Annotated in this window: 25 protein-coding genes; 6 read left to right on the forward strand and 19 right to left on the reverse strand. The window is 35.9% G+C overall.

The window, feature by feature from the left end; all coding sequences use genetic code 11:
* Positions 1-44: 44 nt before the first annotated feature.
* From AC3WV0_RS16040 to AC3WV0_RS16130, 19 genes are all read right to left on the reverse strand, one after another.
* Complete coding sequence (locus AC3WV0_RS16040) at positions 45-1,718, reverse strand: S8 family serine peptidase (RefSeq protein WP_488847091.1); 1,674 nt, start codon at positions 1,716-1,718, stop codon at positions 45-47.
* A 1-nt stretch (position 1,719) separates the two neighbouring features.
* Positions 1,720-2,337 (reverse strand): WbqC family protein, encoded by a 618-nt coding sequence (locus tag AC3WV0_RS16045; RefSeq protein WP_488847092.1) that lies wholly within the window; start codon positions 2,335-2,337, stop codon positions 1,720-1,722.
* A 108-nt stretch (positions 2,338-2,445) separates the two neighbouring features.
* Positions 2,446-4,128 carry a signal peptidase I gene (gene lepB / locus AC3WV0_RS16050; RefSeq protein WP_488847093.1) on the reverse strand — a complete coding sequence of 561 codons (1,683 nt, stop codon included), beginning with the start codon at positions 4,126-4,128 and terminating at the stop codon, positions 2,446-2,448.
* Positions 4,129-4,237: 109 nt separating this feature from the next.
* Positions 4,238-4,939: a 4-hydroxy-tetrahydrodipicolinate reductase gene (gene dapB, locus AC3WV0_RS16055; RefSeq protein WP_488847094.1), complete on the reverse strand. Its 702-nt coding sequence runs from the start codon at positions 4,937-4,939 to the stop codon at positions 4,238-4,240.
* A gap of 129 nt (positions 4,940-5,068) precedes the next feature.
* The gene (locus AC3WV0_RS16060; RefSeq protein ID WP_488847095.1) at positions 5,069-5,710 is read right to left on the reverse strand and encodes a DUF5683 domain-containing protein; all 642 of its coding nucleotides are present in this window, start codon (positions 5,708-5,710) and stop codon (positions 5,069-5,071) included.
* Positions 5,711-6,601, reverse strand: coding sequence for a ParB/RepB/Spo0J family partition protein (locus tag AC3WV0_RS16065; RefSeq protein ID WP_488847096.1), 891 nt, complete (start codon positions 6,599-6,601; stop codon positions 5,711-5,713). It lies immediately after the preceding gene.
* Positions 6,602-6,634: 33 nt separating this feature from the next.
* Entirely contained in the window at positions 6,635-7,408 is a 774-nt protein-coding gene (locus AC3WV0_RS16070) for a ParA family protein (RefSeq protein ID WP_089999600.1), read from the reverse strand.
* 163 nt (positions 7,409-7,571) lie between these two features.
* A complete protein-coding gene (locus AC3WV0_RS16075) occupies positions 7,572-8,420 on the reverse strand; it encodes an energy transducer TonB (protein WP_488847097.1) in 849 nt (282 codons plus the stop codon).
* A gap of 265 nt (positions 8,421-8,685) precedes the next feature.
* A complete protein-coding gene (locus tag AC3WV0_RS16080) occupies positions 8,686-9,972 on the reverse strand; it encodes an adenylosuccinate synthase (RefSeq protein ID WP_089999603.1) in 1,287 nt (428 codons plus the stop codon).
* A gap of 118 nt (positions 9,973-10,090) precedes the next feature.
* Complete coding sequence (locus AC3WV0_RS16085) at positions 10,091-10,327, reverse strand: hypothetical protein (RefSeq protein WP_488847098.1); 237 nt, start codon at positions 10,325-10,327, stop codon at positions 10,091-10,093.
* 248 nt (positions 10,328-10,575) lie between these two features.
* Positions 10,576-10,866, reverse strand: coding sequence for a hypothetical protein (locus AC3WV0_RS16090; RefSeq protein ID WP_449386733.1), 291 nt, complete (start codon positions 10,864-10,866; stop codon positions 10,576-10,578).
* Complete coding sequence (locus AC3WV0_RS16095) at positions 10,867-11,451, reverse strand: zincin-like metallopeptidase toxin domain-containing protein (protein ID WP_488847099.1); 585 nt, start codon at positions 11,449-11,451, stop codon at positions 10,867-10,869.
* A gap of 93 nt (positions 11,452-11,544) precedes the next feature.
* Positions 11,545-11,898 carry a hypothetical protein gene (locus tag AC3WV0_RS16100; RefSeq protein WP_488847100.1) on the reverse strand — a complete coding sequence of 118 codons (354 nt, stop codon included), beginning with the start codon at positions 11,896-11,898 and terminating at the stop codon, positions 11,545-11,547.
* 8 nt (positions 11,899-11,906) lie between these two features.
* Positions 11,907-13,580 (reverse strand): hypothetical protein, encoded by a 1,674-nt coding sequence (locus AC3WV0_RS16105; RefSeq protein WP_488847101.1) that lies wholly within the window; start codon positions 13,578-13,580, stop codon positions 11,907-11,909.
* A gap of 3 nt (positions 13,581-13,583) precedes the next feature.
* Positions 13,584-13,841, reverse strand: a complete 258-nt coding sequence (locus tag AC3WV0_RS16110) for a hypothetical protein (RefSeq protein ID WP_488847102.1) — start codon at positions 13,839-13,841, stop codon at positions 13,584-13,586.
* A gap of 105 nt (positions 13,842-13,946) precedes the next feature.
* Positions 13,947-15,518, reverse strand: coding sequence for a hypothetical protein (locus AC3WV0_RS16115; protein WP_488847103.1), 1,572 nt, complete (start codon positions 15,516-15,518; stop codon positions 13,947-13,949).
* A 27-nt stretch (positions 15,519-15,545) separates the two neighbouring features.
* Entirely contained in the window at positions 15,546-16,985 is a 1,440-nt protein-coding gene (locus tag AC3WV0_RS16120; protein ID WP_488847104.1) for a hypothetical protein, read from the reverse strand.
* Positions 16,986-17,041: 56 nt separating this feature from the next.
* Positions 17,042-18,901, reverse strand: coding sequence for a hypothetical protein (locus AC3WV0_RS16125; RefSeq protein ID WP_488847105.1), 1,860 nt, complete (start codon positions 18,899-18,901; stop codon positions 17,042-17,044).
* Positions 18,902-18,933: 32 nt separating this feature from the next.
* Complete coding sequence (locus AC3WV0_RS16130; RefSeq protein WP_488847106.1) at positions 18,934-19,191, reverse strand: hypothetical protein; 258 nt, start codon at positions 19,189-19,191, stop codon at positions 18,934-18,936.
* A gap of 1,070 nt (positions 19,192-20,261) precedes the next feature.
* Between AC3WV0_RS16130 and AC3WV0_RS16135 the strand changes: the two genes are divergently transcribed.
* The 6 genes from AC3WV0_RS16135 (at position 20,262) to AC3WV0_RS16160 (ending at position 25,234) form a co-directional block, all read left to right on the forward strand.
* The gene (locus AC3WV0_RS16135) at positions 20,262-20,816 is read left to right on the forward strand and encodes a phosphoribosyltransferase (RefSeq protein ID WP_089999623.1); all 555 of its coding nucleotides are present in this window, start codon (positions 20,262-20,264) and stop codon (positions 20,814-20,816) included.
* Between the two features lie 127 nt (positions 20,817-20,943).
* Complete coding sequence (locus AC3WV0_RS16140; protein ID WP_488847107.1) at positions 20,944-21,525, forward strand: adenylate kinase; 582 nt, start codon at positions 20,944-20,946, stop codon at positions 21,523-21,525.
* Positions 21,526-21,604: 79 nt separating this feature from the next.
* Positions 21,605-22,588 carry a GTPase ObgE gene (gene obgE, locus AC3WV0_RS16145; protein ID WP_089999625.1) on the forward strand — a complete coding sequence of 328 codons (984 nt, stop codon included), beginning with the start codon at positions 21,605-21,607 and terminating at the stop codon, positions 22,586-22,588.
* A 75-nt stretch (positions 22,589-22,663) separates the two neighbouring features.
* Positions 22,664-23,308, forward strand: coding sequence for a porin family protein (locus tag AC3WV0_RS16150; RefSeq protein WP_488847108.1), 645 nt, complete (start codon positions 22,664-22,666; stop codon positions 23,306-23,308).
* Between the two features lie 42 nt (positions 23,309-23,350).
* Positions 23,351-23,839 (forward strand): DUF6438 domain-containing protein, encoded by a 489-nt coding sequence (locus AC3WV0_RS16155; RefSeq protein WP_488847109.1) that lies wholly within the window; start codon positions 23,351-23,353, stop codon positions 23,837-23,839.
* A gap of 87 nt (positions 23,840-23,926) precedes the next feature.
* Positions 23,927-25,234, forward strand: coding sequence for a DEAD/DEAH box helicase (locus tag AC3WV0_RS16160; protein ID WP_488847110.1), 1,308 nt, complete (start codon positions 23,927-23,929; stop codon positions 25,232-25,234).
* Positions 25,235-25,280 lie beyond the last annotated feature (46 nt).

Raw genomic sequence — 25,280 nt, forward strand, 5'->3', positions numbered from 1 at the left:
AATATATAAAATTTACTAAGAAAACAAAAAAAATAATCTATTAACTATTTTTTAACGTTTTTCACTTTCTTTTTAGAATTAATTACATTAACATTTTTACCATTGTAAAAATTAACATAAGCATATTCTGCAGCTTTTTTAGCATCAATGACACCTCCAGATTGAGACAGTTCATTAAACTGATTTACTTTACTAGTATTACTCGATTTTACTAAAGATTCAATAATTTGAGATGGTGTTAAGTTAGGCATATATGCAAGTAAAATAGCCGATACTCCTGTTGCAATAGGAGATGCCATGGAAGTTCCATCCATATAATCATATTGATTTTTAGGAATTGTAGAATAAATTTCCTCACCTGGAGCAAAAACATTTACCATTTTTTTATTGAAATTAGAGAAACTTGCTCTTAATGCATCATTTTTATTTGTACTGGCACCTACTACCAAAACATTATTTACAAACGGAGTCTCATCTGTTATATTTTTAAAATTTGTAGGATAAGCTAAATGTTCAGCAACGTCTTCATTTTCATTACCCGCAGCTTTTACCAAAAGAACACCCTTATCTTGAGCATATCTGAATGCATCCCAAACTACATTTTTCCCAGGTGAAACAGGCTTTCCAAAGCTCATGTTTAAAATTTTAGCTCCATTATCTACCGCATATCTGATTGCATTGGCAACATCTTTATCTCTTTCGTCCCCATTAGGAACTGTCCTTACAGACATTATTTTAGCCACTCTTGAAGCTACACCATACTGACTTCCTTTTTCTTGAAGAACTCCTGCTATAAGACCAGAAACATGAGTTCCGTGCTTTGCGTCAGGTCCCTCATAGTGATTATTTCCATAATTCCTGTCTGAATAATCATCGTAATTGTCTCCTACAATTTCTTTTCTTGGATCATAATCAAGATTATATTGCTTTTCCTGAGGGCCATAATAATCTAGAGCTTCTTTCATCTCTTTTGTTATTGCCTTTTCAAAATCCGCAGAAGATTTATCTTTAAATTCTGGACTTTGGCTAGCTTGTTTTAAAGCTTGAAGTGCTATAGCTTCTTTCTGATCCGCAGGTTTTAATGAAGCAATATTCTCAGGAGTAAGAGATTTCCCATTTAACAACCTTACCATTGTCGGAATCGCATCATTAATCATGCTATAAGTCTGGAAGCCCTGTCTTGCCTCAACACTTTTCTTATTAAAAATCTCTTTAGATTTCATGTACATTGCAAACTCCTCCGGCATCTTAGCCTGATTGGCTTTGTTTTTTGTAGAATCATCGCCTTCAAAAACAGGTTTATATTTAGCAACAACGCGTGTCACTTCCATATTGTCGATATCAATATCTCCGTTTTTCCCACCAATGAAATTCCATCCGTGAACATCGTCGATATATCCGTTTCCGTCGTCATCCTTACCATTTCCCGGAACTTCATTAGGATTTGTCCAAATATTTTTAGCCAATCCCGGGTGATCTACCTGAACGCCACTGTCTAAAACACCCACAACAACCGTTTTAGGTTTTAAACCTTTAGACTCTAAAAATTTATAAGCGTTTTCAGTATTAACTCCGTATACTTTCGTTGCTGCGAAATCCTTATGATACCAGGTCATAAGATCTTTATCTTTCATCGGATCGGTGCCCGCTTTAGCTTCCTGTGCATGCGAGAAGCCGAATCCCACTAAAAAAACAGCGGCTAATAATACCTTTTTCATGTCAGTATGATTGTTTAATATTTTTAATATAAGTCAGAGATTCAGGCCCTTTGTTACAAATAAGATCTAAAATAGACAGATCTTCTAAAAAACCAAGCTTATCAGAAAATGTCTGATAATATTCTTCCATTTCAAATTCGGAAGGATTTTTTGCTGAAAATTTTTCTCTGAAACTGATCTCCTGTGGATTTTTGATGTATTCTGTATTCAAAGACCATGCCTTTTCAGTTTTGAGAATCTGCTGAATAATTTCAAGTGCTTTAAGATTAAAGTTCAGTAAATTCTGTTCTTTTATTTCAAAGATTTTTCTGAGCTTATCTTCGTAAAATTCAAAATACGGAGAACTTTGATAGGCGGTTTTGATTGATTTCCAATGGAGGCTTCTCCAGTCTTCACAATAAGAGATTTCAATATTTTTAAGTTCTCTCTTTCCGTTGTGCGAAATAGGAATGATTAAAGATAATTTTCCGTTTGCCCCATATATATTCGCCCTGTTTCTATACGTCTGCTTCGGAAAGTTTTCAAACTGTTCAAATAAAATTTCGTTCTCAGAATTCAGAAACACTGAAAACCATGAAATCGGCGGTAAATAAAATACCGGCAGTAGTATGTTCTTCATATTTATATTGCAAAAATGAAGTATTCTCTCAAATACTCCATTCTATTTATTAATTTTTTAGTTGACTTTTAAACTTTGTCAAAGATTTCAACTTTGACAAAATAGCTATTAATCGTCGTCTGTCTTTTTCTTCTTAAATAATTTCACAAAATATTCCCAGCCGAAGAATAAAATAAGAATCATGGCAGCGATCCACCAATAAGAAGTTTTGTTGGCTTCACCGGTATTTGTTGCTTTAAACATTCTGTCCCAGCGAATTCTCCATCCGTCTGCTTGAAAAGACGCGCCTGAATCATTAAAGGCTCCTTCAATACTCATCCATGTAAACATCGGTTTTCCTACAATATTTTCCTCAGGGACAACACCAAAGAATCTTGCATCTAAGGATGCATCTCTGTTATCACCAACCATCATATAATAATCCTGTTTGATGGTATATTGATTGGTTTCTTTACCGTTAATAAAAATTTTACCATTTTTATTTTCTAAACTATTATGCTCATATTCAGAGATAATCCACTGATATTCTGGGAGCGTTTCTTGATTTAAGGTAACTACATCACCTTTTTTAGGAATTCTTAAAGGACCGTACCAATCCTGATTCCACGGTTTGTTGATAGGATAAATAGATTGTGTAGTATCTATTTTTGTTCTCATTGCATCCCTATATCTCACAGCTGCATATCCTCTTTCCATCACATCTTCATGAACAGATATAACTTGAGGAAGATTCTTAATAGCTTTTAACCTCTTGTCCGTAAGCTGCATCACATACACTGTATTTGCAGGATTAATACCATATTTTTTTGCAGTTTCTTCAAAACCAGGTACAGAATTATCTAATTGAGCAATTGAAATGTATTCTAATTTTTTAAAGAGGTCTTTAATATCAAGCTCGCTTCCTGTCTCCACGTAATAAGAATGCTGAATCTCCTGATCACCCAAAATAGTTTCAGGCTTTCCGTTCACATACAGTCTCCCGGCTCTCATTTCGAAAACATCACCAGCTACCGCTACACATCTTTTTACGTAAGGATCTTTTCTGTCGATCGCCGTATGTACAGAATCCTGAGGATAATTGAAAACGACTATGTCATGTCTTTGAGGTTTATTGAATTGAAAAATCCTTTCATAAGGCAATTTTACCCCATCTACATAAGATTTCGGATCATCTTTAGGGTTACCTTTTTCACCGGTATCCATAATTGTTCCCTGAAGGAAAGGTATTGCAAGAGGCCGCATCGGAAGTCTGTATCCGTAGCTCCATTTATTTACGAAAAGAAAATCTCCAACGAGTAAAGTTCTTTCCATAGATCCTGTCGGAATTCCGAAAGGTTGTGTTACAAATACGTGGATAATGGTTGCAAAAACTACGGCAAAAGTAACCGAACCAACGAAAGAGTCTTTCTTTTTTGCATTTTTTTCTTCATCTGTGAGAAATAAATCATTTTCATCTTCCAGCTCAACATCTTTACTGTAATTCACCGTTGCCATGTAAATAAAAGGAAGAAGTATCGTAAGAAGCTTATCCTTAAATAAAGTCTTACCGAATTTCTTCATTAAATATAAATGAAAAACAGACATCATGATTGGCCCTACGATTGGTAAATAAGACAAAATCGCCCACCATTTCGGATGTTTGGTTTCCTTTAAAACAATAAAATAATTGTAAAAAGGGATAAAAGCAAATAAAGGATTATACCCCAGCTTTTTAAACAGTTTCCAGGTTGAAACTCCCATCAGTACAGACAGAATGAGAACATAAACTGTATACGTTAAAAAATAATTCATAAATTTTTGTGCCTAATCTATAATATAAGTAATGAGTAATGGGCAATGAGTAATTTTTATTGCTGGTCATTACTACTAATTAGTCCGCAATGTAGGAATTTTGTTACAATTAAAGTCCCAAAACATCCTTCATTGTGAAATTTCCTTTTTTATCTTTAATCCATTCTGCTGCAACTACTGCTCCCAAAGCAAAACCGTTTCTGTTGAAAGCCGTATGCTTGATCTCAATTTCATCAACTTCACTTCTGTAGAAAACACTGTGTGTGCCCGGAACCTCATCTTCACGAATAGCAAAAATACCCAATTGGTTGCCCTGAGTTTCTTCCAGTTTCCACGAATCAAATTTCGGATTGTTTTTAAAAATACCTTCTGCAATGGAAATTGCAGTACCGCTTGGCGCATCTTTTTTATGGATATGATGAATTTCCTCCAACTGACAAGAGTATTCATCGACGTTTTTCATTAAATCAGCAAGCTTTTCATTTAAAGCAAAGAATAAATTAACGCCTAAACTGAAGTTGGAACCATATAAAAAAGCCGTCTCATTTGCAACCGCAAGATGTTCAATTTCAGGCTTTTTTTCGAGCCAGCCTGTTGTTCCGCAGATGACCGGAATTCTATTTACAAGACAAGCTTTGATGTTTTCATAAGCCACTTCCGGCAAAGAAAATTCAATCACTACATCCGGATTGTTTAGATTTTCAGCAGTTGGAGTTTCTTTCAGTCTGGCAACTACTTCGTGACCTCTTTTAGTGGCAATTTCATCAATTATTTTGCCCATTTTGCCGTATCCAACAAGTGCTATTTTCATATTTTATTGTTTGTCTGCTATATTTTAACGCAAAGATCGCAAAGTTTTTGTTCAAAATCGTTATTCATATTTTCGTTTGCAAAGGCGTTTCACTCAGCAAAGGCGTACTAAAGCAGTTTTATATTTTTATTAAAATTTATAACTTAAACTGATTCCTGTTTTCGGAGGAGTTATTCCATAATGATCCTGAATAACCGCGGGACTGAATGAGAGATCCGGATCGTGCCGACTTTCGTAAAGATGGGCGTCTACAACCGCATCTACAATATTCAGAATATAGATCAATCCGGTAATAGCGATGGCATAATCCCTTTGTCTTTTGGCTCTGTCCTGCGCATTTCCTAAAGCGACTTTATCCAGCCACGGATGTTCGTCGACAAACTGGTTGGGAGTTCCATTAAGTTTGGCAATATAATATTCCCTGTATTTTCTGTATTGATTATCATTCCAGACGGCGATACCTACACCTGCACCGACAGCTCCCCATACGATGGGAACTTTCCAGTATTTTTTATTGTAAAACTGTCCTAATCCCGGAAAAACAGCAGAATAAAGTCCTGCTTTTGTAGGATTAAGCTTGAATGTCTGATTGGTCGGGCCGTTTGCTTTTTCAAGATCTGACACAACATTATCTGCCGTTTTCGTATTGTTGTTTTCTACCGACACCCTGTCCTTCGGATGATATTCTACCCGGATCGTGTCATTGGGATTTACCTGAGAAAAGGCAATTACGGAAAGACACAGAAAAAATGTGAAAAGGAATTTTTTCATTTATTTAATATGAGATAAAATATATTCCAGCTCATCTTCATTTTTGAAGTCGAGAACAATTTTACCTTTTTTACCGTTTCCGGAGGTTTTGATTTCTACTTTTACGTCCAGTATATCTGCGATCGTTTTCTGGGCTCTCTTATAATTGTTGGAAAGCTCTGCCTTTGCTCTTTTTGCAGCAGGAGATTTCGGATTTTTTAAAGCGGTTGCCGCCTGCTCTGCCTGGCGAACATTAAGTTTTTCCTTAATAATAAGATCAAACAGAATCTGCTGATGCTCTTCATTTTCAAGACTGATGATTGCTCTCCCGTGTCCTGCAGAAATTTCTCCGCTTCTGATCGCATTTTGAATATCGGGATTCAATCTCAACAATCTGATTGAATTGGTAATCGTACTTCTGTCTTTTCCTACCCGCTGACTTAGATTTTCCTGAGTAAGGCCGATCTCATCCATCAATCGCTGATAGGTGAGGGCAATTTCAATCGCGTCAAGATCTTCTCGCTGAATATTTTCAACAAGAGCCATTTCAAGCAGCTCCTGATCATTTACCAGACGGATATAGGCAGGAATTGTCTCAAGGCCGGCTATTTTACTGGCTCTGTAACGTCTTTCCCCTGATATAATTTCAAACTTTTCACCATCTTTTCTCAGCGTAATCGGTTGTATTACCCCTAAGTTTTTAATGGATTGTGCAAGCTCATTTAATGCTTTTTCGTCAAAATAAGTTCGTGGCTGGGTGGCGTTTGGATAAATATCTTCGATCGAAATTTCTACGATATTCCCTACAAACTTGTCTGCTCCTTCATCGGTAGCAGAATTAATTGTTGCTTTGGATTCGGCACTTAGAATAGCGCCCAAACCACGTCCCATCGCTCTTTTTTTATCCTTCATATTTTTCTAGCGTTTAGCTTATGGCTATTGCTTTTAATTCTTTACTAATTTTTCATTTTTAAGCAAAACTTCTTCTGCCAGCTGAATGTACTGAACCGCTCCTTTACTTTCGGCATCGTAGTTCAGAATGCTTTCTCCGAAACTTGGCGCTTCGCTCAACCGTACATTTCTGCTGATAATCGTTTCAAAGACCATTTCAGGGAAATGTGCATTGACTTCCTCCACTACCTGATTAGAAAGTCTAAGCCTGCTGTCGTACATCGTAAGCAGCAAACCTTCAATATCAAGATCTTTATTGTGGATTTTCTGTACATTTTTAATGGTATTTAAAAGCTTTCCAAGTCCTTCCAGGGCGAAGTACTCGCATTGGATCGGAATGATGACAGAATCTGCAGCGGTAAGGGCATTAACGGTAATTAAACCTAAGCTCGGCGCACAGTCGATGATGATATAATCATATTCATCCCTCACGCTTTGCAATGCTTTTTTGAGCATGTACTCTCTGTCTTCCTTGTCAACCAGCTCGATTTCTGCTGCTACAAGATCGATATGAGAAGGTACGATATCAAGATTGGGAGTCGCCGTCTGCTTGATACATTTTTTTGTTTCAACACTGTGCTCCAAGAGATTGTATGTAGAATACTGAACATCATCTACTCCTAAACCGGAAGTTGCATTAGCCTGAGGATCAGCATCAATAATTAATATTTTCTTTTCCAATACCCCTAATGCCGCAGCTAAATTAACAGCTGTTGTTGTTTTTCCAACGCCTCCTTTCTGATTAGCGATACCTATGATTTTTGCCATTATTAGAACTTTAAGTTTCAAAAATACACATTTTTCCTTGCTATTGATGAACCGATAAAACGAAAAATGAGTTAAAATATTGTTAATAAGCCTTTTAACACTAAAAAAAATTATCCACAAAAAAAATTATTTGTGGATAACTGTTCAAGATCTGTTTTTATTTTTAATTATCGAACTTCATGGAAATCGGGAATTTAAAGTAACTTCTTACAGATTCTCCTTTTTTATTTTTCCCAGGAATCCATTTTCCTTTCGCTGAAATAGTTTTTATCGTTCTAATTGCTTCATTATTAAAATCCACATCTGCTCCATTAGCTTTTATGTTTGATATTGTTCCATCAATTTCCACAATGAAAGTAACTGTAGTTCTCATAACGCCATCAGATTCAAATCCTGATCCATCAAAATTGTTCATCACTTTATTTCTGAATGATTCAATCCCACCATTGAAATTGGCCTCAACGCCTAGATCTTTCCCATCAACGATTTTAGTAGGGTCTGTTTTTTCTACCAGAATTGTTGGCGGAGGAGTTGAAATAACCGGTCCACTTCCTGTATTTGCTGTCGGAGGAATATAGGTATTTGGAGGAGCTACTTGTCCTTCTGAGTTATTTCTTAAACCAGCAACTGCACCTTCAATTTTTTCAATTTTCTTTTCGGCTTTTACTATAGCTCTAGGCTCAGGAACAGTAGTATCTTCAGTTTTTACCTTAGGTGGCAAAGTAGATTTTGGAGGAACTACAGTTACTGGAGGTGTCGGCTCATAATCATTAATAATAATTGGTGGTGGTAATTCATATCCTCCTGCATCTATTATTTCAGGAGTCTTGAAAGCATTGATGACTACAGGAGTAATAGATATTGCAGCAAGTAAACTCACTCCAATAAAAAGTGCTTTTGTTAAAATTCTGTCTGATTCATTTCTTAAGACATAGGCACCGTATTCTTTGTTTCGGTGCTCAAATAGGACTTCGTTGAAACGAAATTCCTGATTCTGATGCATGTGTTTCATCCTTAATGATATTTAAATTGTTAAATTGAGATTATCAGGTTATCACCTTTAATCCATGGTTATTAATTTAACATCAAAATTTCTGCCATTTACTTATTAAATAACCATCATTATTAAAATTTATATATCAATAATAAAATTTAACTATGCTGTAAATAATAACTGTCCAAGGAATATATTATTACTCAGTTGATTTTCAACGGATTGTATTTAATAAAAAAAGACCGTCCGGAGACAGTCTTTATATGGTGAGAAGAAACTTATTTTAGAATAATTCTTTTCTGATGATGTTCTGACTTCTTTCAGGACCTACAGAAACCAGATAAACATTGATACCTAAATAGTTTTCAATGAACTCGATGTATTTCTGTGCATTGGCAGGAAGTTCGTCATAAGTTCTTGCTTTTGTGATATCTTCTGTCCAACCTGGAAGCTCTTCGTAGATTGCTTCGTAGTCGTATAATTTTGTTGTAGAAGAAGTGAAATAATCGATGATTTTTCCGTCTTCCGTTTTATAATGTGTAGCGATTTTAATGGTATCAATTCCCGTAAGAACGTCTAATTTAGTAATAACCAAATTATTGATTCCATTGATCATACAGGCATGTTTTAAAGAAACTAAATCCAACCAGCCTGTTCTTCTCGGTCTGCCTGTCGTCGCACCAAACTCATGACCAATCTGTCTGATTTTTTCCCCTAACTCGTTATCCAATTCTGATGGAAAAGGACCATTTCCTACTCTCGTACAGTATGCTTTAGCCACACCGATCAGATTTTGAAGGGAAGTCGGCGGAACTCCTGCTCCCGTACAAACTCCTCCGGTTGAAGGAGAAGATGAAGTTACGTAAGGATATGTTCCGAAGTCGATATCAAGCATCAAGGCCTGCGCTCCTTCAAACAATACGTTTTTACCTTCGTGGATGGCTTCGTTTAACTCCAGCTCCGTATCAACGATTCTGTCCTGAAGTTGTTTTCCGATCTCTAAATATTCGTTGTAGATTTCTTCAACGTCCAAAGTTGGTTTTCCGTAATATTTTTCAAAAAGAGAATTCTTAATTTTTAAGTTTTTCTCAATTTTTTCTCTTAAAATTTCAGGGTTCAGAAGGTCTACCATTCTGATTCCCACTCTTGCAATCTTATCTTCGTAGCACGGCCCGATTCCTTTTTTGGTGGTCCCGATCTGCGTTCCTCCGTGCTCTTCTTCACGGTAAGTATCCAAAAGAATGTGATAAGGCATGATCACATGCGCTCTTCTGCTGATGAAAATATGATCAGTTCTAAGGCCTTTGCTTTCGATCTGATTCACCTCCTTAATGAAAGATTTGGGATTTACCACTACTCCGTTGGCAATGATACATTTCCCTTTGCACTGAAGAACTCCCGATGGAAGAAGGTGTAATACAAATTTTTCATCGCCTACATACACGGTATGACCGGCGTTGTCTCCACCCTGGAAACGTACAACGTAATCCGATTTCGCCGATAAAACATCTGTGATTTTTCCTTTACCTTCATCTCCATACTGAAGACCTACAACTACGTAAGTTGACATATTTTACTTTTATTTTAGATTCATGCAAAATTACTTTTAAAAAATTGGGTGCGCAAATTTGTAGTGGATTTTATTTTTGGGATGGGTGGAAATCATGTGGTTGGAAAGAAAAATCGAATTAAATTGATTTATTCATTGAAACAATTCCAGTATCATCAAATGGAAGTCTTTCCCAATCCGGCGTTGTAAACACTGAGGAAAATTTTACCTTATTTTTTTCATTTGTGATTCTAAATCCTCCTAAATAGTCTGATTCATTAAAGCGAGGATGTGTACTATCTATCATTTTTATTTCAAGATTAATACCTCTTTCTTTACAAATTTTAATAGCATCATCAATGTATTTTCTGAGCAAATTAGGATTAAGTATTTCATATTCAACTATTCCAATTCCTACTTTGTAAAATTGGATACAAGTTGGCTAAACAAAATCTCTGAAATGAAAGGCTTCAAAGACTTATAAATTTTATTACTTTTCCTTGTAATCGTATAATTTCCCTGCAACTTCATAATTGCTTTTTTCATTGAGTTTAATACAAATATGGCCCGTATAAAAAACTCCGAAATTAAAAAGTCCGAAGTGATATATTAAAAATGAATGATTTACTCTTCCCAGTCTTCGACATAACCGTGTTCTGTCATAGTAAATAAGACTTCTCCCGTTTCTGCATCAACTATTACAAAAAGAGATTCATCTTCGTAATAACCTTCACAATAATATGCTATAGTATAAATATCCCTTTTTTGTTCGTAGTATTTACTGTATGGATATGGTATTTCTCTAGCAATATCAAAGAAAATTTCATCTAAGTTTTCATTGATATTTTTAAAGTTTCTTTTTCTTTCTTTAAGATATTCTTTTACATTTTCTAATGCTTTTTCTTTTGTTATCATTTACTTTAAATTTAAAATTACATTAATATCAACTCCCTGTCTTTTCTTTGAAATATCTTTTAAATCAAATGGTAAATTTTCTTTAATAGGATTTCCCGCATTATCTGTTACTCCAAATTGTCTATACTTTTCATTAATATACCATTCAGCGTGCTTTAATTCTTCTCTATTCAAATACTTATAGTGTTCTATCATTTTATCATACACAAATTTTTCCCGCTTTACCGGAGATGTATCCATAAATTCTTTCATCCCTATCTTCTGGCAATCTCGCATATGCATTAATTCATGTAATGTTTCGTAAATTGTAGCATTTTCACGCAAAATCAATTTCATTTTCACCCCATCTGTAACGAACATTGCCGCATTATGAGTATCTAATATTAATGGATATCCAGATTTAAGAAAAAAACCTTCTACTTCAAAAGCTCCGGCTCCTTTTCCAATTTGCAATTCTACTTTTAACTGTTTCAGATCACTTTCTATCTTTATAAAATCTGCTTCATTAAGAATCTGCCCCAAATATTTTCCTCTTCTTAGTAGTGCAATTTCAACTCTCCTTGCACCCTTTCCTCCTCTCGCCAAAACATCATTAATCCACTTCGTAAAATTAGATAAAAGTTGGGCAAAAGTTTTCTAAACAAAAACTCCGAAGTCTTTTAACTTCGGAGTTTGGAACTATTTACCAAGTTTACTGTAATCATACAATTTTCCTACAACTTCATAATTTCCTTTTTCGTTAAGCTTTATTCGAATATGTCCTGTGTAATAATGATACGCAAAGGCTTCACCTTTTTCATCATCTATAGAAATTATATACTCTGGAAATTCTCCATAGTTAATCTCATCTCCAACTGCTTCCGGGTCTCGGTAGTCATAGCCCGTCGACCAATAGTCAATCCCAAATCTGTTATGCTCATCATTCTTATAAATGTAGATAAATTCAATTGGATACTTATTGCTGTGTGTTAAATTTAAATCTTTATGAACTTTTGCTGTTATTTCTTTTACTTGATCTTCTGTTAATTTCATTTTTAAAATTATTTTATTAAACCTAATTTCTTTCCTAAATCTTCCATTTCTTTAATTTCAATTTTTATTTTGTTTAAAGTTTTTCTTCTTACATAGTCTTGATAATACAAATACGCATCTACCAATTCAGGTTCACTCCATTTGTTTCTGTTTTTAAGAATATAATTCCAAACCGATTCTTCGTGTTTCCAAGGAGTTGTTTTAGAAATGTTACTGTATCTTTTCCAGCCTAGTTCTAAAAAATCTTCCAAATGTTTTCTCTCATGATGCCAGGTTATCTTTGGACATTCTGGTCTTAAACTTAAAATTACCTTATTTTTTTCATTTGTGATTCTAAATCCTCCTAAATAGTCTGGTTCATTAAAGCGAGGATGTGTACTATCTATCATTTTTATTTCAAGATTAATTCCTCTTTCTTTACAAATTTTAATAGCATCATCAATGTATTTTCTGAGCAAATTAGGATTAAGTATTTCATATTCAACTATTCCAATTAGTTTCTTTGTCCTTTTTGCTTCTTGCAAAACTTCTTCAACTTTTAGAGCCCCTTTTCCTCCTCTCGCCAAAACATCATCAATCCACTTCGTAAAATTAGATAAAAGTTGGGCAAGCTTTGCAATACCCTTTATAATTGTAACAATAGTAACAATAATATCTATTGTCAAAATAAGGTCCTCTCCTTCATTATGTTGTATTTGGTATTCATTTAATTTAGGATCGTCGTAACGGGAATTTTTATAATTTTTAATGCCTTCTATTGCATCTTTAAAAACTTTGGTAGGGTCTTTAAGAACAGCTCCTAAAGCTTCTTCCACACCTTCTCTTATTTCTAAAAATTCCAGATTAGTTTCTCCTCCCGTCAGATCGCTAACAGTAATATTAATCGCTAGTAAAGCAATATCTAAAAATCCGGCAACAAATTCTACCAAACCATTCCATACTCCACAAAGGAAAGGGATTGTCAGCTTAATATCATTCCTTTTTTCAATTAGCAATTTTTTAAATTCTTCAACGCTTTTTATTTGCTCATCAATTCCTTTTATGATATCGTCCAGAGTTTGTATTTTAACATCCTTACCCAAGATTGTAAAAGACTTCAAAATTTCTAATTGATCTTTGACTTTTTTGAGCGTTTTCTTTAAAGAATCACATTTTTGTATAAAGTAATTAATCGCTTTTTCTGGTTCTGCAAATAGATAGTCATCAGATTTCAGAGTAGGATCCCACTGCTCCCTGGAAAACCGCTCATCCTTACGGAAAGAATCCGAAATACCTTCTGTTATTTTCTTGATAAAGATTTCGACATCTAAAGCCGAAACATTTGAAATTAATTTTGTATGCCGTTTTACAGAATCTAAAAAAGCACTCGCAATTTCATCTTCTGTAAACCAGAATGTTTTGTTGTTTTTGCATTGCTCATAAATATATTTCGCCCAATATTCCGACAGATCCTCCGTGCCTTTATACTCATGATGGTACTTCACCATTGCATCGCTCATCTTTATGAGCAACACTTTCCCCAGACTAATGCTGTGATCGTCTTTTTCTGCATACATGATAAAGTCGATCTCATCATCTTCGGTTCCTATTGAATTTTTGAGTTTCAAATTTTCTTCCCTGAATTCTTTGATGAGTTTCGTAGCATTGTAATCATGTACGATTTCATATTTCCAATACCCCATAGCTTACAGTTTCGGTATTTGACCTGTTATTATTTCTCTTAATTCTCTATAGAACGCACTTTCTTTCCCAAAAGGTGTACTTAATGCAATCTCATTAGAAATTTCAGCAAATGTTTTATTGGTTCTTATTCCTTCAAAAGGGTCTTTAGCATTTCCAGAAATTCCTTTTTCGAGTTCTGCAAATTGGATGATACGACTTCCACGAAGCATTCGTTTGCTTTCTTCGTCAAAATCATCAATGCCATCTAAAATATTTCCCATAAAATCTTTTTTTAGTTAGCTGTCTGTTACATCTAAAATAAAAAGGCAGCGTTTTTTAGGCTCTGCCTTTTTAAATATTGACTTTATCTCAAAGTTTGGTATATATTATAGTTTATATATTTCAACGATATTGGCGATTACGCCGGTATTTCCCAGTGTATTCATATTATACATTCCAAAAGCAACCGGGCCTGTATAGCCTGTTTTAGTATGCATAACCGTTTTATTATTGAAATTTACTATAATAGTCCAGTTTCCACCACGTCTTATAAACACTGCATTAAGGGCATAAGTCGGATCATTGGTAGGTACGACTTCTGCCGAATTATCAGCAAATATTTTAACCATAGGATACCAGTATGATTGTACCAGCCTTACGTTAACAACGGTCTGGTTTACAAGTGCTACAGTATTCGCCGGATTCACTAACCCGACAAAATGAGTCATACCTCCGTTGCCTCCATTAATAGTCGCTGTTTTACCTGTAATTTCAACGTTCATGTAAAAATCTTCATCTGCACCAATCAACTCGCCGGTCATCCTGGCCGCAATAAAAGAAGAGTCATCGGCCGGAGTTTTTACCGTGCTGTCGGAATTATAACTTACCGATGACCCGGACTGTATGATGGCAGGTGATGCGGCATCATTGTATATTTTCTTTTGCCAGATAATGTTATTTAACGCTATTCGCTGAATCTGATTTACTACATTGATAGTAAAACTTGTTAAATACCATGCAACACCGTTCCATAACCTTATTTTGTACTGCCCCACCGGAATATTTTTAAAGTTATAATAAAATGTCAGATCAATACCATTGGTATAGAGCTGAACCTGCCCACCCGGTATTTCTTTAACGACAGTAGCAGTATCGGCAGAAACACTATCATGGGTACATAACTCAATTTTGAAACTGGTAGAAGGGAGATTTAAATTTGCTCCTTTCAGATTGATCCAGAAAGACTGATCTGTTTTATCCACAACTGGTGGTGATATTATAGCTACACTCATGGTTCCGGTACTCCAGCCGCCATTCATTTTAGTTTTCCATACTGCTCTTTCGGCTTCTGTCAATTGGTTTGGCATTTCCAAGAGTAGATTTTTGCTGTCTATCACAGCATTTAGCCCACTTGTATTTTGAACTACAACTTTTTGAAAATTAGCAGTATCAGAATTTTTATTCGGCAACCCGGATAATACATAAGGATTTCCTAAAGTATTGATCGAAAATGAAGCATTAAGGGTATGGCTTCTTGCTGAACTATTTGACAGGTTTGCATTCATCATATTTTTTCCCAAATCACCTGCAGGAAGTTTTGCCACTTCTCCGTTATTATTCATCCCTATAATTTTAGGATAATCCTGAGCATTTCCATCCGTCAGCGGAATCGTTACTTTTTCGGCTAATCTTTCCCTAGTGTTGAGATTGTACTCAGCCTGACTTGCTATTCCTTCTGCTAAAAGATCTGCATTTGTAATACTAACATGATTATCGGCTAATTCCAGGGGAATAGTTCCGTTCACAACAGCATGGGTCTTTAAATCACCACTTTCGTCAACAGCATAATCTGTGTAAGATGGAGAGCCGGGAGCCGCTACCTGGTAAATAACATTGGTCTCTCTTTCTCCTATTGGTGGCAAAGCATTTACTCTTATAATTTTTCCTATATTGGGCATAATTTTGTTTTTTAATTAATAGTTTTCTTAAAGCCAGTCTCCCGTAATGATTTTTTCTTCTTCACCAGGCTGAATACCTAAAAGGTTATCATTCTTTATAAAATTGAATTTCTCCGAAGTAATTACTTCAGACGGTACTTCAAAGTCATCAGGATTTTCTGTGGTAAACGGTAAAGCGTGCGCCACTTTTAGCCCAACGCTTTCTGCCTGAAGGATATTTAATGTCGTAGGAAGTCTCGTTAGCCAGGCTTTTCCTTGTTTTTCTCCTTTTGGCTGTTTCATTTCATCCACGATCGATAAATAAAGTTCATCTCCAATAACAGGAACCTCACCGCCATTCCAGATTTTACCGGTTGCCAGATAAAATTGGACTGCATCTTCGAAGCCAGGACGCACCGTCACAATCACCCGTGCCATACCGCTTTGCAGGAAGCTTCTGAATAGTGGGTCTGTATTTTCCGATTGATATAAATCTATCCAGTTTTGCTTATTTCCCCAGTAATAAGGATACAGGTAGTAAGAAAGATTATCCCATTCAAAGGCCTGCTCCATAAACTTGACAAAAGCGGTATATTGATCCAGCTTTGATGAAAGAACGGTTTCATAATCACTAAATGAATTGCCTTGTGTTAATCCGGACAAGCCATATCCACGGGTAGAATCTGCTGTTCTGTCTGACATGTAGGAGATACAGTTTTTACGTAAAATTGTATTTTCAATCTGTCTGTAAAAATCAGGATTTGAATCTTTTATGACTACAGCTTTATTATCTGCTTCTGCTTTAGCATTGTTATAGGCAATAAGCGCATCTTCATAGGCATTAATAATAGCATTGAACGTCTTTTGCAGCCATGCATTTCTGGCTTCCACAGTAAGTTCACAGGTGATATTTAAAGCCCCTTGTATAATCGGGCTTTCTCCGGTTGCAAAGGAAAATTCCAGCTTATCCTTTACATTCAATCCATCAATGGTACCGTCTATCTGGGTATTTCCGGTACCCATAATCCATGATGAGCTTTTACCTGCTATAGACATAAAAGCAGCATGATTCCCATTAAAACCATGAGGCCAGGTATTAAATACGTACTCAACACTAGTAGCCACATATCCTTCCGGAATAATAACTTCACCGTTGCCATTTACTACTTGAATTTTTCCGTCATCTTTACCGGTAAACGCAGAGTCCCTACCTGTAAAAGCTTTGGTAACAGAAAAAAGTTCTCTTGGCTTTTCATCAATCTCAGCATTGTACTTACCCAGCCAGTATTTTAATTTTATCTCATTGCTCAAAGCACTGTAATCACTGATTTGCATACCACCTTCAGCTCTTGGATCTACAGGCTTTATTAAATCCATCTGATCAGGATCTTTCACTTCTTTCATTCCCAGCAAATGAAGCTTTGCAGGCTCAGGAATCATAAATTCAAACATCATTCTTTTGCCATAGTTATAGATCTGGTTCTTCATTAATTTATCAACCCATCTATAGACACCTACGACATGTTTATCTCCTTTCCTGTTATCTAAACCATGAGAATTGTTTTCTTCAATTCATCAATAATTTTTTCAATTCTTTCCTCATGAACTTTGGAAACAATTCTATCCATTGCTCTGGAGGTAATATCCTGTGCCTGGGTTGTTGCCTGCCTAGTACTTTCTTCTTTTGAGGAATGATGAGCATTACTTAAACCTAAACTTGCATTAGCATAAAAGCCTCCCTTACTATAGCCAGCATTTACACCAAATTGTGTACTATTATCGGAAGCCTCCTGCATCATCTTCGAAATCTCATTCTGCATTTCAAAACGATTGGCCGTAGTGGTATCCGTAAGCTGCTCTCTTTCCGTATCAGAAGATGTGGTCGTAGTATTTTCGCTTCTTCTCAATCTTCTGGTAGATTTTTCGCGGTATTCTCTTGCCATTACATTTTCTATGTGGGCTACCTCTCCTTCAACGTATGCATGGGTACTTTGCTCAACCTTTAGATAATCTGCAATACCGATGTTTTTAAAGCCAAATCCGGAAGGAATAAAGTTATTCTCATCTTCAATGATTACAGGAGATTCTCCTTCTTCCACCTTAAGGACAAAGTCTCCCGAGCTGCATGCCCTTGCTGTAATCCCAGGAACGGTAAACTCGGCAACCCTGCCATTGGTAAATAACACTTTAACCCTTAATGTGGAATTCTGAATAGTGTAAAAATCCAAACCAGGTTTGTACAAATCATTTAAGAAAACAGTATTCCCTGTTCTGGTTTTTACAAAATAAACCCCGTCAATTGAGGATGATATTCCATTGGGAGTAAGGGCATAAGATAATAAATTTACATCCCACGAGGAATCCGGTACATTCAGAGCCAAATTAAGAGTGTATGCTTTGTATATGAAATTCGGACAAATCTGGAAAGTAAAAGGAACCGAAACAGTCTTTGATGCAGGAATAAGAATACCTCCTATACTTTTATAAACTTCTTCATTTCCCTGAAAGTTCTGAACGATCAGATTATTCAACTCTTCTACATTTTTATCAACTGCAGTGCTGATTTCTTCAAATGTATTCCTCCCTTCTAAAACAGATTCAAGATCACTAATACTTTCTTCTACCGACCGTGAAGACAGCTCTCTTTCAGGGTCAAACTTATATCCTAATACATCGAGTAAAGCTTCTAAATTTTCCGGTTTTAGTTCTGTTACCAACGATTCTGCGCTTATCTCATCCCTAAAGTTGAACTCAAACTGCGGCAGTCTTGGAAAAGGAACTATTGGAAGCTGCTGACATGGATCTTCAGGGTTATATTCTGTTCCTGGTGGACGGGTGCTGCAATATTTTTGTTTAGCTTCGGCAACAGCTTCCTCATATTCTTCAAGAAGCGGAATTACCCTCTCCTGATGTGCTTGATTCTGGATCTTAAATTCTGTTTCATAATCCTTTTTGTATTGCTTCATAATCACAGAAAGATTCCTGTTCAACAGTTCAATTCTGCTGAGTTTTGCTTTTGCAGCAGAAATTTCCTGTTGTTTTTTCATATCATCAGTAGGAAGGGTTTGCATAATCTCACTAGACAGCGCTTTAGAACTGGAAGTTATAGCTGTTATGTTATTATCATTCAATATCAGTTCTTTTGGAAGAACAACTTTCGCTGCAAGAGCCAGCAAAACATCGTTCTCATCTGTAACAGCAAGAGTATGTAGTGCCAAAAGCATTTGTAAAAGTATCTCCTTCAGATAGAAATTTTCTTGTGTAACGACCTGATAAATTAAGTTATTCCATAAAACATTAAGTTCAGGAGTCGGATAGACCGGAGGCAGTATCTCCGTTTTTTTGGCTTGAAATTCTTCATAAGTACAAGTCGTCTTATTTACGGCAAGCCAGGAAGCAAACATATAGAACTCATTAAATTCGGTTTTAAAATCATTTAAATTCTTAATTCGGTCTGCATTTGTTTTAAAAGCCTCGCGCTCTCACGTAGGAGTTTTTGCTTAGATCCAGTACCTTCAGTTACCGGCTTATAAAAAACAGTATCCGCTTTCATCGCTTCAGGGAAAAGAATAAATCTCTTATCCTGATCTTTTTCATCAGAAAGCTGAGGACTTCGTAAGCTCACAAATCTAAAAAGTGTTTGGGTCGGGGTGTTCTCTGCAATCGAATCTGCAGTGATTTCATTTTCTGCCATTTGTAATTTTGTTTGGGTTATGTTATTTTGAGTGTACTTTTCAGTTAGATAGACGTGTATGACGAATTGTTATCAATGTCAATATATTATTCATGGTTTTAAAACATAGTGTAATTTTCCAGATATTTTGGATTTAGCTGTAATTATGCTTGGTATTATAGATGACTAATTTTTATAAGGAAAAACCTGTCGAAGTCTTGATACTATTTCTGTTAGATTATTTTGTAAGAAGATAGGTACCAATTATAGTAGACACATTTTATAGTAGATACATTAAAAATGCCCGGAAAGATTGTTTTCATCTGTTAATTAGTTTTTAATTTTTTACAAAAATAATCTCAAAAAACATCAAAATTTGTAGTATTAGTTTGAAATTCTTATTATTCTTCATCTCTCATCAGCATGTCCAAGTTCTTAAAATTGTGCGACTTTTGACAAATCCTTCCTTTTTCATCCATTGATCAGACATAAATCTTCCCTTCTTCAACAACCTCAATTTTATTTTCTGAACTTCGATCCTGACTATCCACAGATTAAGTACTTTTAGTAGATTAAAAGAAATTAATCGAATAAAAGAATACCGCAAAGCCAATCAAATAAAATCAGACCTAAAAATGTATGAAATTTTCGAAAAGATGATCAGATTTCTTCGACAATCCTTCGGGAGTTCTTCGGAAGCTCTTCGGAAAAAGCACCGTTTTTCCGAAGCTGACCCGAAGGTGATCCGAAGAAGACCCGAAGAAAGTACCTTTAAAATACGTCAAATCCCGTCAAAACGCGTCAAATACCATCATAGTTTTCACGAGTGATTGAAAATGGGAAATTTCATTCTATCTTCGTTCAATAATCTTAAAATGCAATAAGAATGAAAAAGAACAATAAAAGGAATTCGGGAGGATTTATAAATTCAAACAATTTTCAATAGAATTTACGACAAGTTACTTTTTGGATTATATTCTTTACTTCATTTCATAATACAGAAAATTCATTTTATCCCAAAAGATATCCTCTTTAAACTCATAAAATACTTTCATCAAAAATCCTTAACTTTGCACACTACTAAAATTTTTATGGAAAGTATTAAAGTTCACGACAAAACTTTCGTTCCTTATCTGAAGGACGCCGAAATTCAGGAAATTGTAAAAGCGACGGCTTTAAAAATTTATGAAGATTACAAGGATGAAGTTCCTGTTTTCATCGGAGTTTTGAATGGGGTTATCATGTTCTTTTCGGATCTGCTGAAGCATTATCCGGGTCCGTGCGAGATTGCTTTTATCCAGATGAGTTCTTATGTAGGAACAGAATCAACAGGGATCGTTTACCAGAAAATGGAACTGACGAAAGACGTGAAAGACCGTCATATCATCCTCGTGGAAGATATTGTGGATACTGGAAATACGGTGGAAAGTCTTTTTAAATATTTCAAAGAAACCCAACGTCCGAAATCCGTAAAACTGGCTTCTTTCCTTCTGAAACCTGAAGTCTATAAGAAGGATTTCAAACTGGATTATATCGGAAAAGAAATTCCAAACAAATTTGTTCTCGGCTACGGACTGGATTATGATGAATTAGGAAGAAACCTGCCGAATCTGTATCAACTGGAAGAAGGACAAATCAATCATTAGATTGCTGATAGCTATTAGCTACTGGCTTTTAGCTTTAAATATTAAATCGAAATAAAAAGTAAAATATTAACTAAACAAAGCTAAAAGCAAGAAGCCATTCGCCAATTGCCAAAAGCAAAACAACATTATGATAAACATTGTTCTGTTCGGCCCTCCGGGAAGTGGAAAAGGAACTCAGGCTCAGAACCTGATTAAGAAATTCAATTTAAAGCAGATCTCAACAGGCGACCTTTTCAGATTCAATATGAAAAATGATACGGAGCTTGGAAAATTGGCTAAATCTTATATTGACAAAGGTGAACTGGTGCCGGATCAAGTGACAACAGATATGTTGGTAGACGAGATCAGAAAACCGACTGATGCAGCAGGATTTATTTTCGATGGCTATCCGAGAACTGCCGTTCAGACAGAAGCGTTGGAAAAAATTGTAAAGGAAGAACTGAATGATCAGATCGATATCTGCCTTTCATTAGTCGTTGAAGACAAGATTTTAGTTGAAAGACTTTTGAAAAGAGGGGAAATCAGCGGAAGATCTGATGACAGCAATGTAGAGATCATTGAAAACAGAATAAAAGAATACTACGCAAAAACAGCAGAAGTTGCCGAATTGTACAAGCAACAGGGCAAATATGTAGAGATCAACGGTGTCGGAGATATCGACGAGATTTCAGAAAAACTTTTTGCTGAAGTAGAAAAGGTTCAAAAATAAAAATTTTTGATTCAAGGTTCAAAGTTCCAAATTCAAGGTTAAAACTTTGAACCTTAAACATTAACCTTGAATTAAAATTATGTCAAATTTTGTAGATTACGTAAAGATTCATTGTAAAAGCGGCCATGGAGGTGCAGGTTCTGCGCATCTTCGCCGTGAAAAATATATTCCTAAAGGTGGTCCTGATGGAGGTGACGGTGGTCGCGGAGGCCACGTTATCATGAAAGGAAATGCCAATGAATGGACTTTACTTCCCCTCCGTTATACCCGTCACGTAAAAGCGGAACGTGGTGAAAATGGCGGTAAAAACCAGCTTACAGGGGCTTACGGTGCAGATGTTTATATAGAAGTTCCGATTGGAACAATTGCGAAGAACGAAGACGGTGAAATCATTGGTGAAATTCTGGAAGACGGACAGGAAATCATCCTGATGGAAGGCGGAAAAGGCGGACTTGGAAATGAGCATTTCAAGTCTTCTACCAACCAGACCCCAAGATATGCACAGCCAGGAATGGAAGGCCAGGAAGGTTACGTAACTTTCGAGCTTAAAATTCTTGCAGATGTTGGCCTTGTAGGATTTCCGAACGCCGGAAAATCTACGCTGCTGGCCTCAGTTTCTGCAGCAAAACCTAAAATTGCAGATTACGCCTTTACAACTTTAACACCGAATTTAGGAATTGTCGATTACAGAAATTATAAATCTTTTGTAATGGCTGATATTCCTGGAATTATTGAAGGAGCGGCGGAAGGAAAAGGCTTAGGACACCGATTTTTAAGACATATCGAAAGAAATTCAATTTTATTATTTTTAATCCCGGCCGATTCTGAAGATCATTTTCAGGAGTTTAAAATTCTGGAAAATGAACTGAAAGAATACAATCCTGAATTACTGGATAAAGATTTCATTGTTTCTATTTCAAAATCAGATCTTCTGGATGACGAGCTGAAAAAGGAGATCGCTGCGGAATTTCCTGAAAACAAACAGCCGTTGTTTTTCTCAGGAGTTACCGGTGAAGGTCTTACTGAACTTAAGGATGCCATTTGGAAACAATTGCACGGATAGGAACATCTAAAAAAACATTCAACACAATTTATTTATAATTCTTACGTTAGAGAATTAAATAATTTTAAAATAACCATGACAAAAAACATTTTTTCAGCTGTAGCGATCACTATTATGGGATTTATTAATGCTCAGACTCAGGATTCTGCATCTTCTGATTCCGATTTTAAATTTGGTGTAAAAGCCGGCTATTCTTTATCGGCCATGAAGTTTTTTGATGAAAAGCTAGATTCAAAATCATATTTTTATGCAGGTTTGGTTGGCGAACAGCCCATATCTTCAAAATTCGGAATTCAGGCTGAGGTGCTTTACACACAGATTGGCGGTACAGAGCAGTTACCGATCATCGACTTTACAGATACCGGTGTTATAGAGACCGGAAGAAGCCTTAAATTTAATTATCAGTTGACCCAAATTCAGGTTCCTGTTTCTGCAAAATATTATTTTATTCCTGATTTCTCGGTTTCTGCCGGGATGAATGTTGCTTTCAATGTTTCTGAGAAGGTAAAAACAAAAGAAGTGGTAAATGGAAGCACCTCTCATAATTATGAAGGTATTAAAAGCGTTAACCTCTTCCCTTTCCTTGGCGCAGAATATAAGATCAATGATAAGTTTTTTGTAGATGCCCGATATAATTTTAATTTTTTTGAAATTAATAAAGGCGATTTCACGACAAAGGTTGGTTTTCTACAGGCCGGCGTAGGATACAGATTTAAATAATTTTGGAACAATTATTGAAGAATTCAATCCAAATTTTAAACAATGAAATATTTACTTGGTCTGTGTGCCTTCATCTTTTTATTTTCATGTAATTCACAGAAAATAAATTCAAAATATTCTAAAATTGAATATGAAGCTACCCCTTGTTTCGGATTTTGCCCGGTTTTTAAAATGACCATTAATCCAGACAGGACCGCAGTTTTTGAGGCAGAGCATTTTAATTTCAGTGACAGGCCTTCAAAAGACGAATTTTCTAAGCCTCGTGAGGGAACTTTTAAAGGAACTATTAAAGAAGAAGATTATAATAAACTCATCGCATTACTCGACGGACTGGATGTAAAGAACCTGAAGGATAATTACGGAGAAAAAAATGTAACTGACCTGCCTTCTTCGCATTTAAGAATTCAATTCGCAGATAGAACTACAAAACATGTTGAAGATTATGGTAAGCGTGGAAGTGAAAAACTTTCGGAACTGTATACGTTTTTTGAGGATTTGAGAAAGAATCAGCAGTGGACCAAAGTGAACTAATCTACTTAAAAATATTTAAACTACCTTTGCAAAATATAATTCCTTCAAAATGAAGGAATTTTTGTTGTAATTATAAAAACAATTCATTTGAATTTTACAGATTTAAACTTAATAGAGCCTATTGCCAAAGCAATTCAGGAACAAGGATATACCAACCCTACCCCAATTCAGGAAAAATCGATTCCGGAAATTACGAGAGGAAGAGATTTCCTTGGATGCGCACAGACAGGAACAGGAAAAACGGCAGCCTTTGCCATTCCTATCCTTCAGAATCTCACTCAGAATAAATTTCCAAACAAACATATTAAAGCCTTGATCTTAACGCCGACAAGAGAGCTGGCAATTCAGATTGAGGAAAACATTAAAGCTTACGGGAAATATTTACCATTAAAACATCTCGTTATTTTCGGAGGGGTAAAGCAGGGAAACCAGGAAACTGCCTTGAGAAAAGGCGTTGATATCCTCGTAGCGACACCGGGAAGATTACTGGATTTTATTTCCCAGGGAATCATCAGCCTTAAAAATCTCGAGATCTTTGTACTGGACGAAGCCGACAGGATGCTTGACATGGGCTTTGTGCATGATGTAAAGAGAATCATTAAATTATTGCCGCAAAAAAGACAGACGTTATTTTTCTCGGCAACCATGCCGGCAGAAATCCAGAAACTTGCAGATTCTATTCTTAACAATCCTGTAAAGGTGGAGGTAACGCCTGTTTCATCAACGGCAGATACGATAAAGCAATCGGTTTATTTTGTGGAAAAAGAGAATAAACTGAATCTTTTAACGCATATTTTAAAGAATGATATTTCGGGTTCTGTGCTTGTTTTTTCCAGAACGAAGCACGGGGCTGACAAGATTGCCAGAAAACTTCAGAAAGACCACATTACGACAGAAGCCATTCATGGAAATAAATCGCAGAATGCACGTCAGAATGCTTTAAATAACTTCAAATCCGGTAAAACCAGAGTGTTGGTGGCCACAGATATTGCCGCGCGGGGAATTGATATTGATGAGCTTAAATATGTCATTAATTTTGAGCTTTCCGACGTTTCGGAAACCTACGTTCACAGGATCGGAAGAACAGGAAGAGCCGGCGCCGAGGGAACCTCAATTTCATTCGTAGACGGATTGGATTTGCTCAACCTGAAAAGCACTGAAAAACTGATTGGTAAAAAGATTCCTGTCATTAAGGATCATCCTTTTCATACTGATGATCTTGTGGTTCAGAAAAGGGATTCCAACAACAAGCCAATGGCAGTGGGTGGAGAAAGACCAAAATCCTCAAGACCTAACAATTCGAGGCCAAACAATAACAAAAAGAAACCTGATGGTACATCTGCCAATGTCGGTTTTAAAAAGCCTAAGAACAAGAATTTCACGAGAAAGAAATAATGCAAAGCCTTCCCATTTGGAAGGCTTTTTATGTTTTGGCCAAAGC

Source organism: Chryseobacterium sp. 27AL, assembly GCF_057815395.1.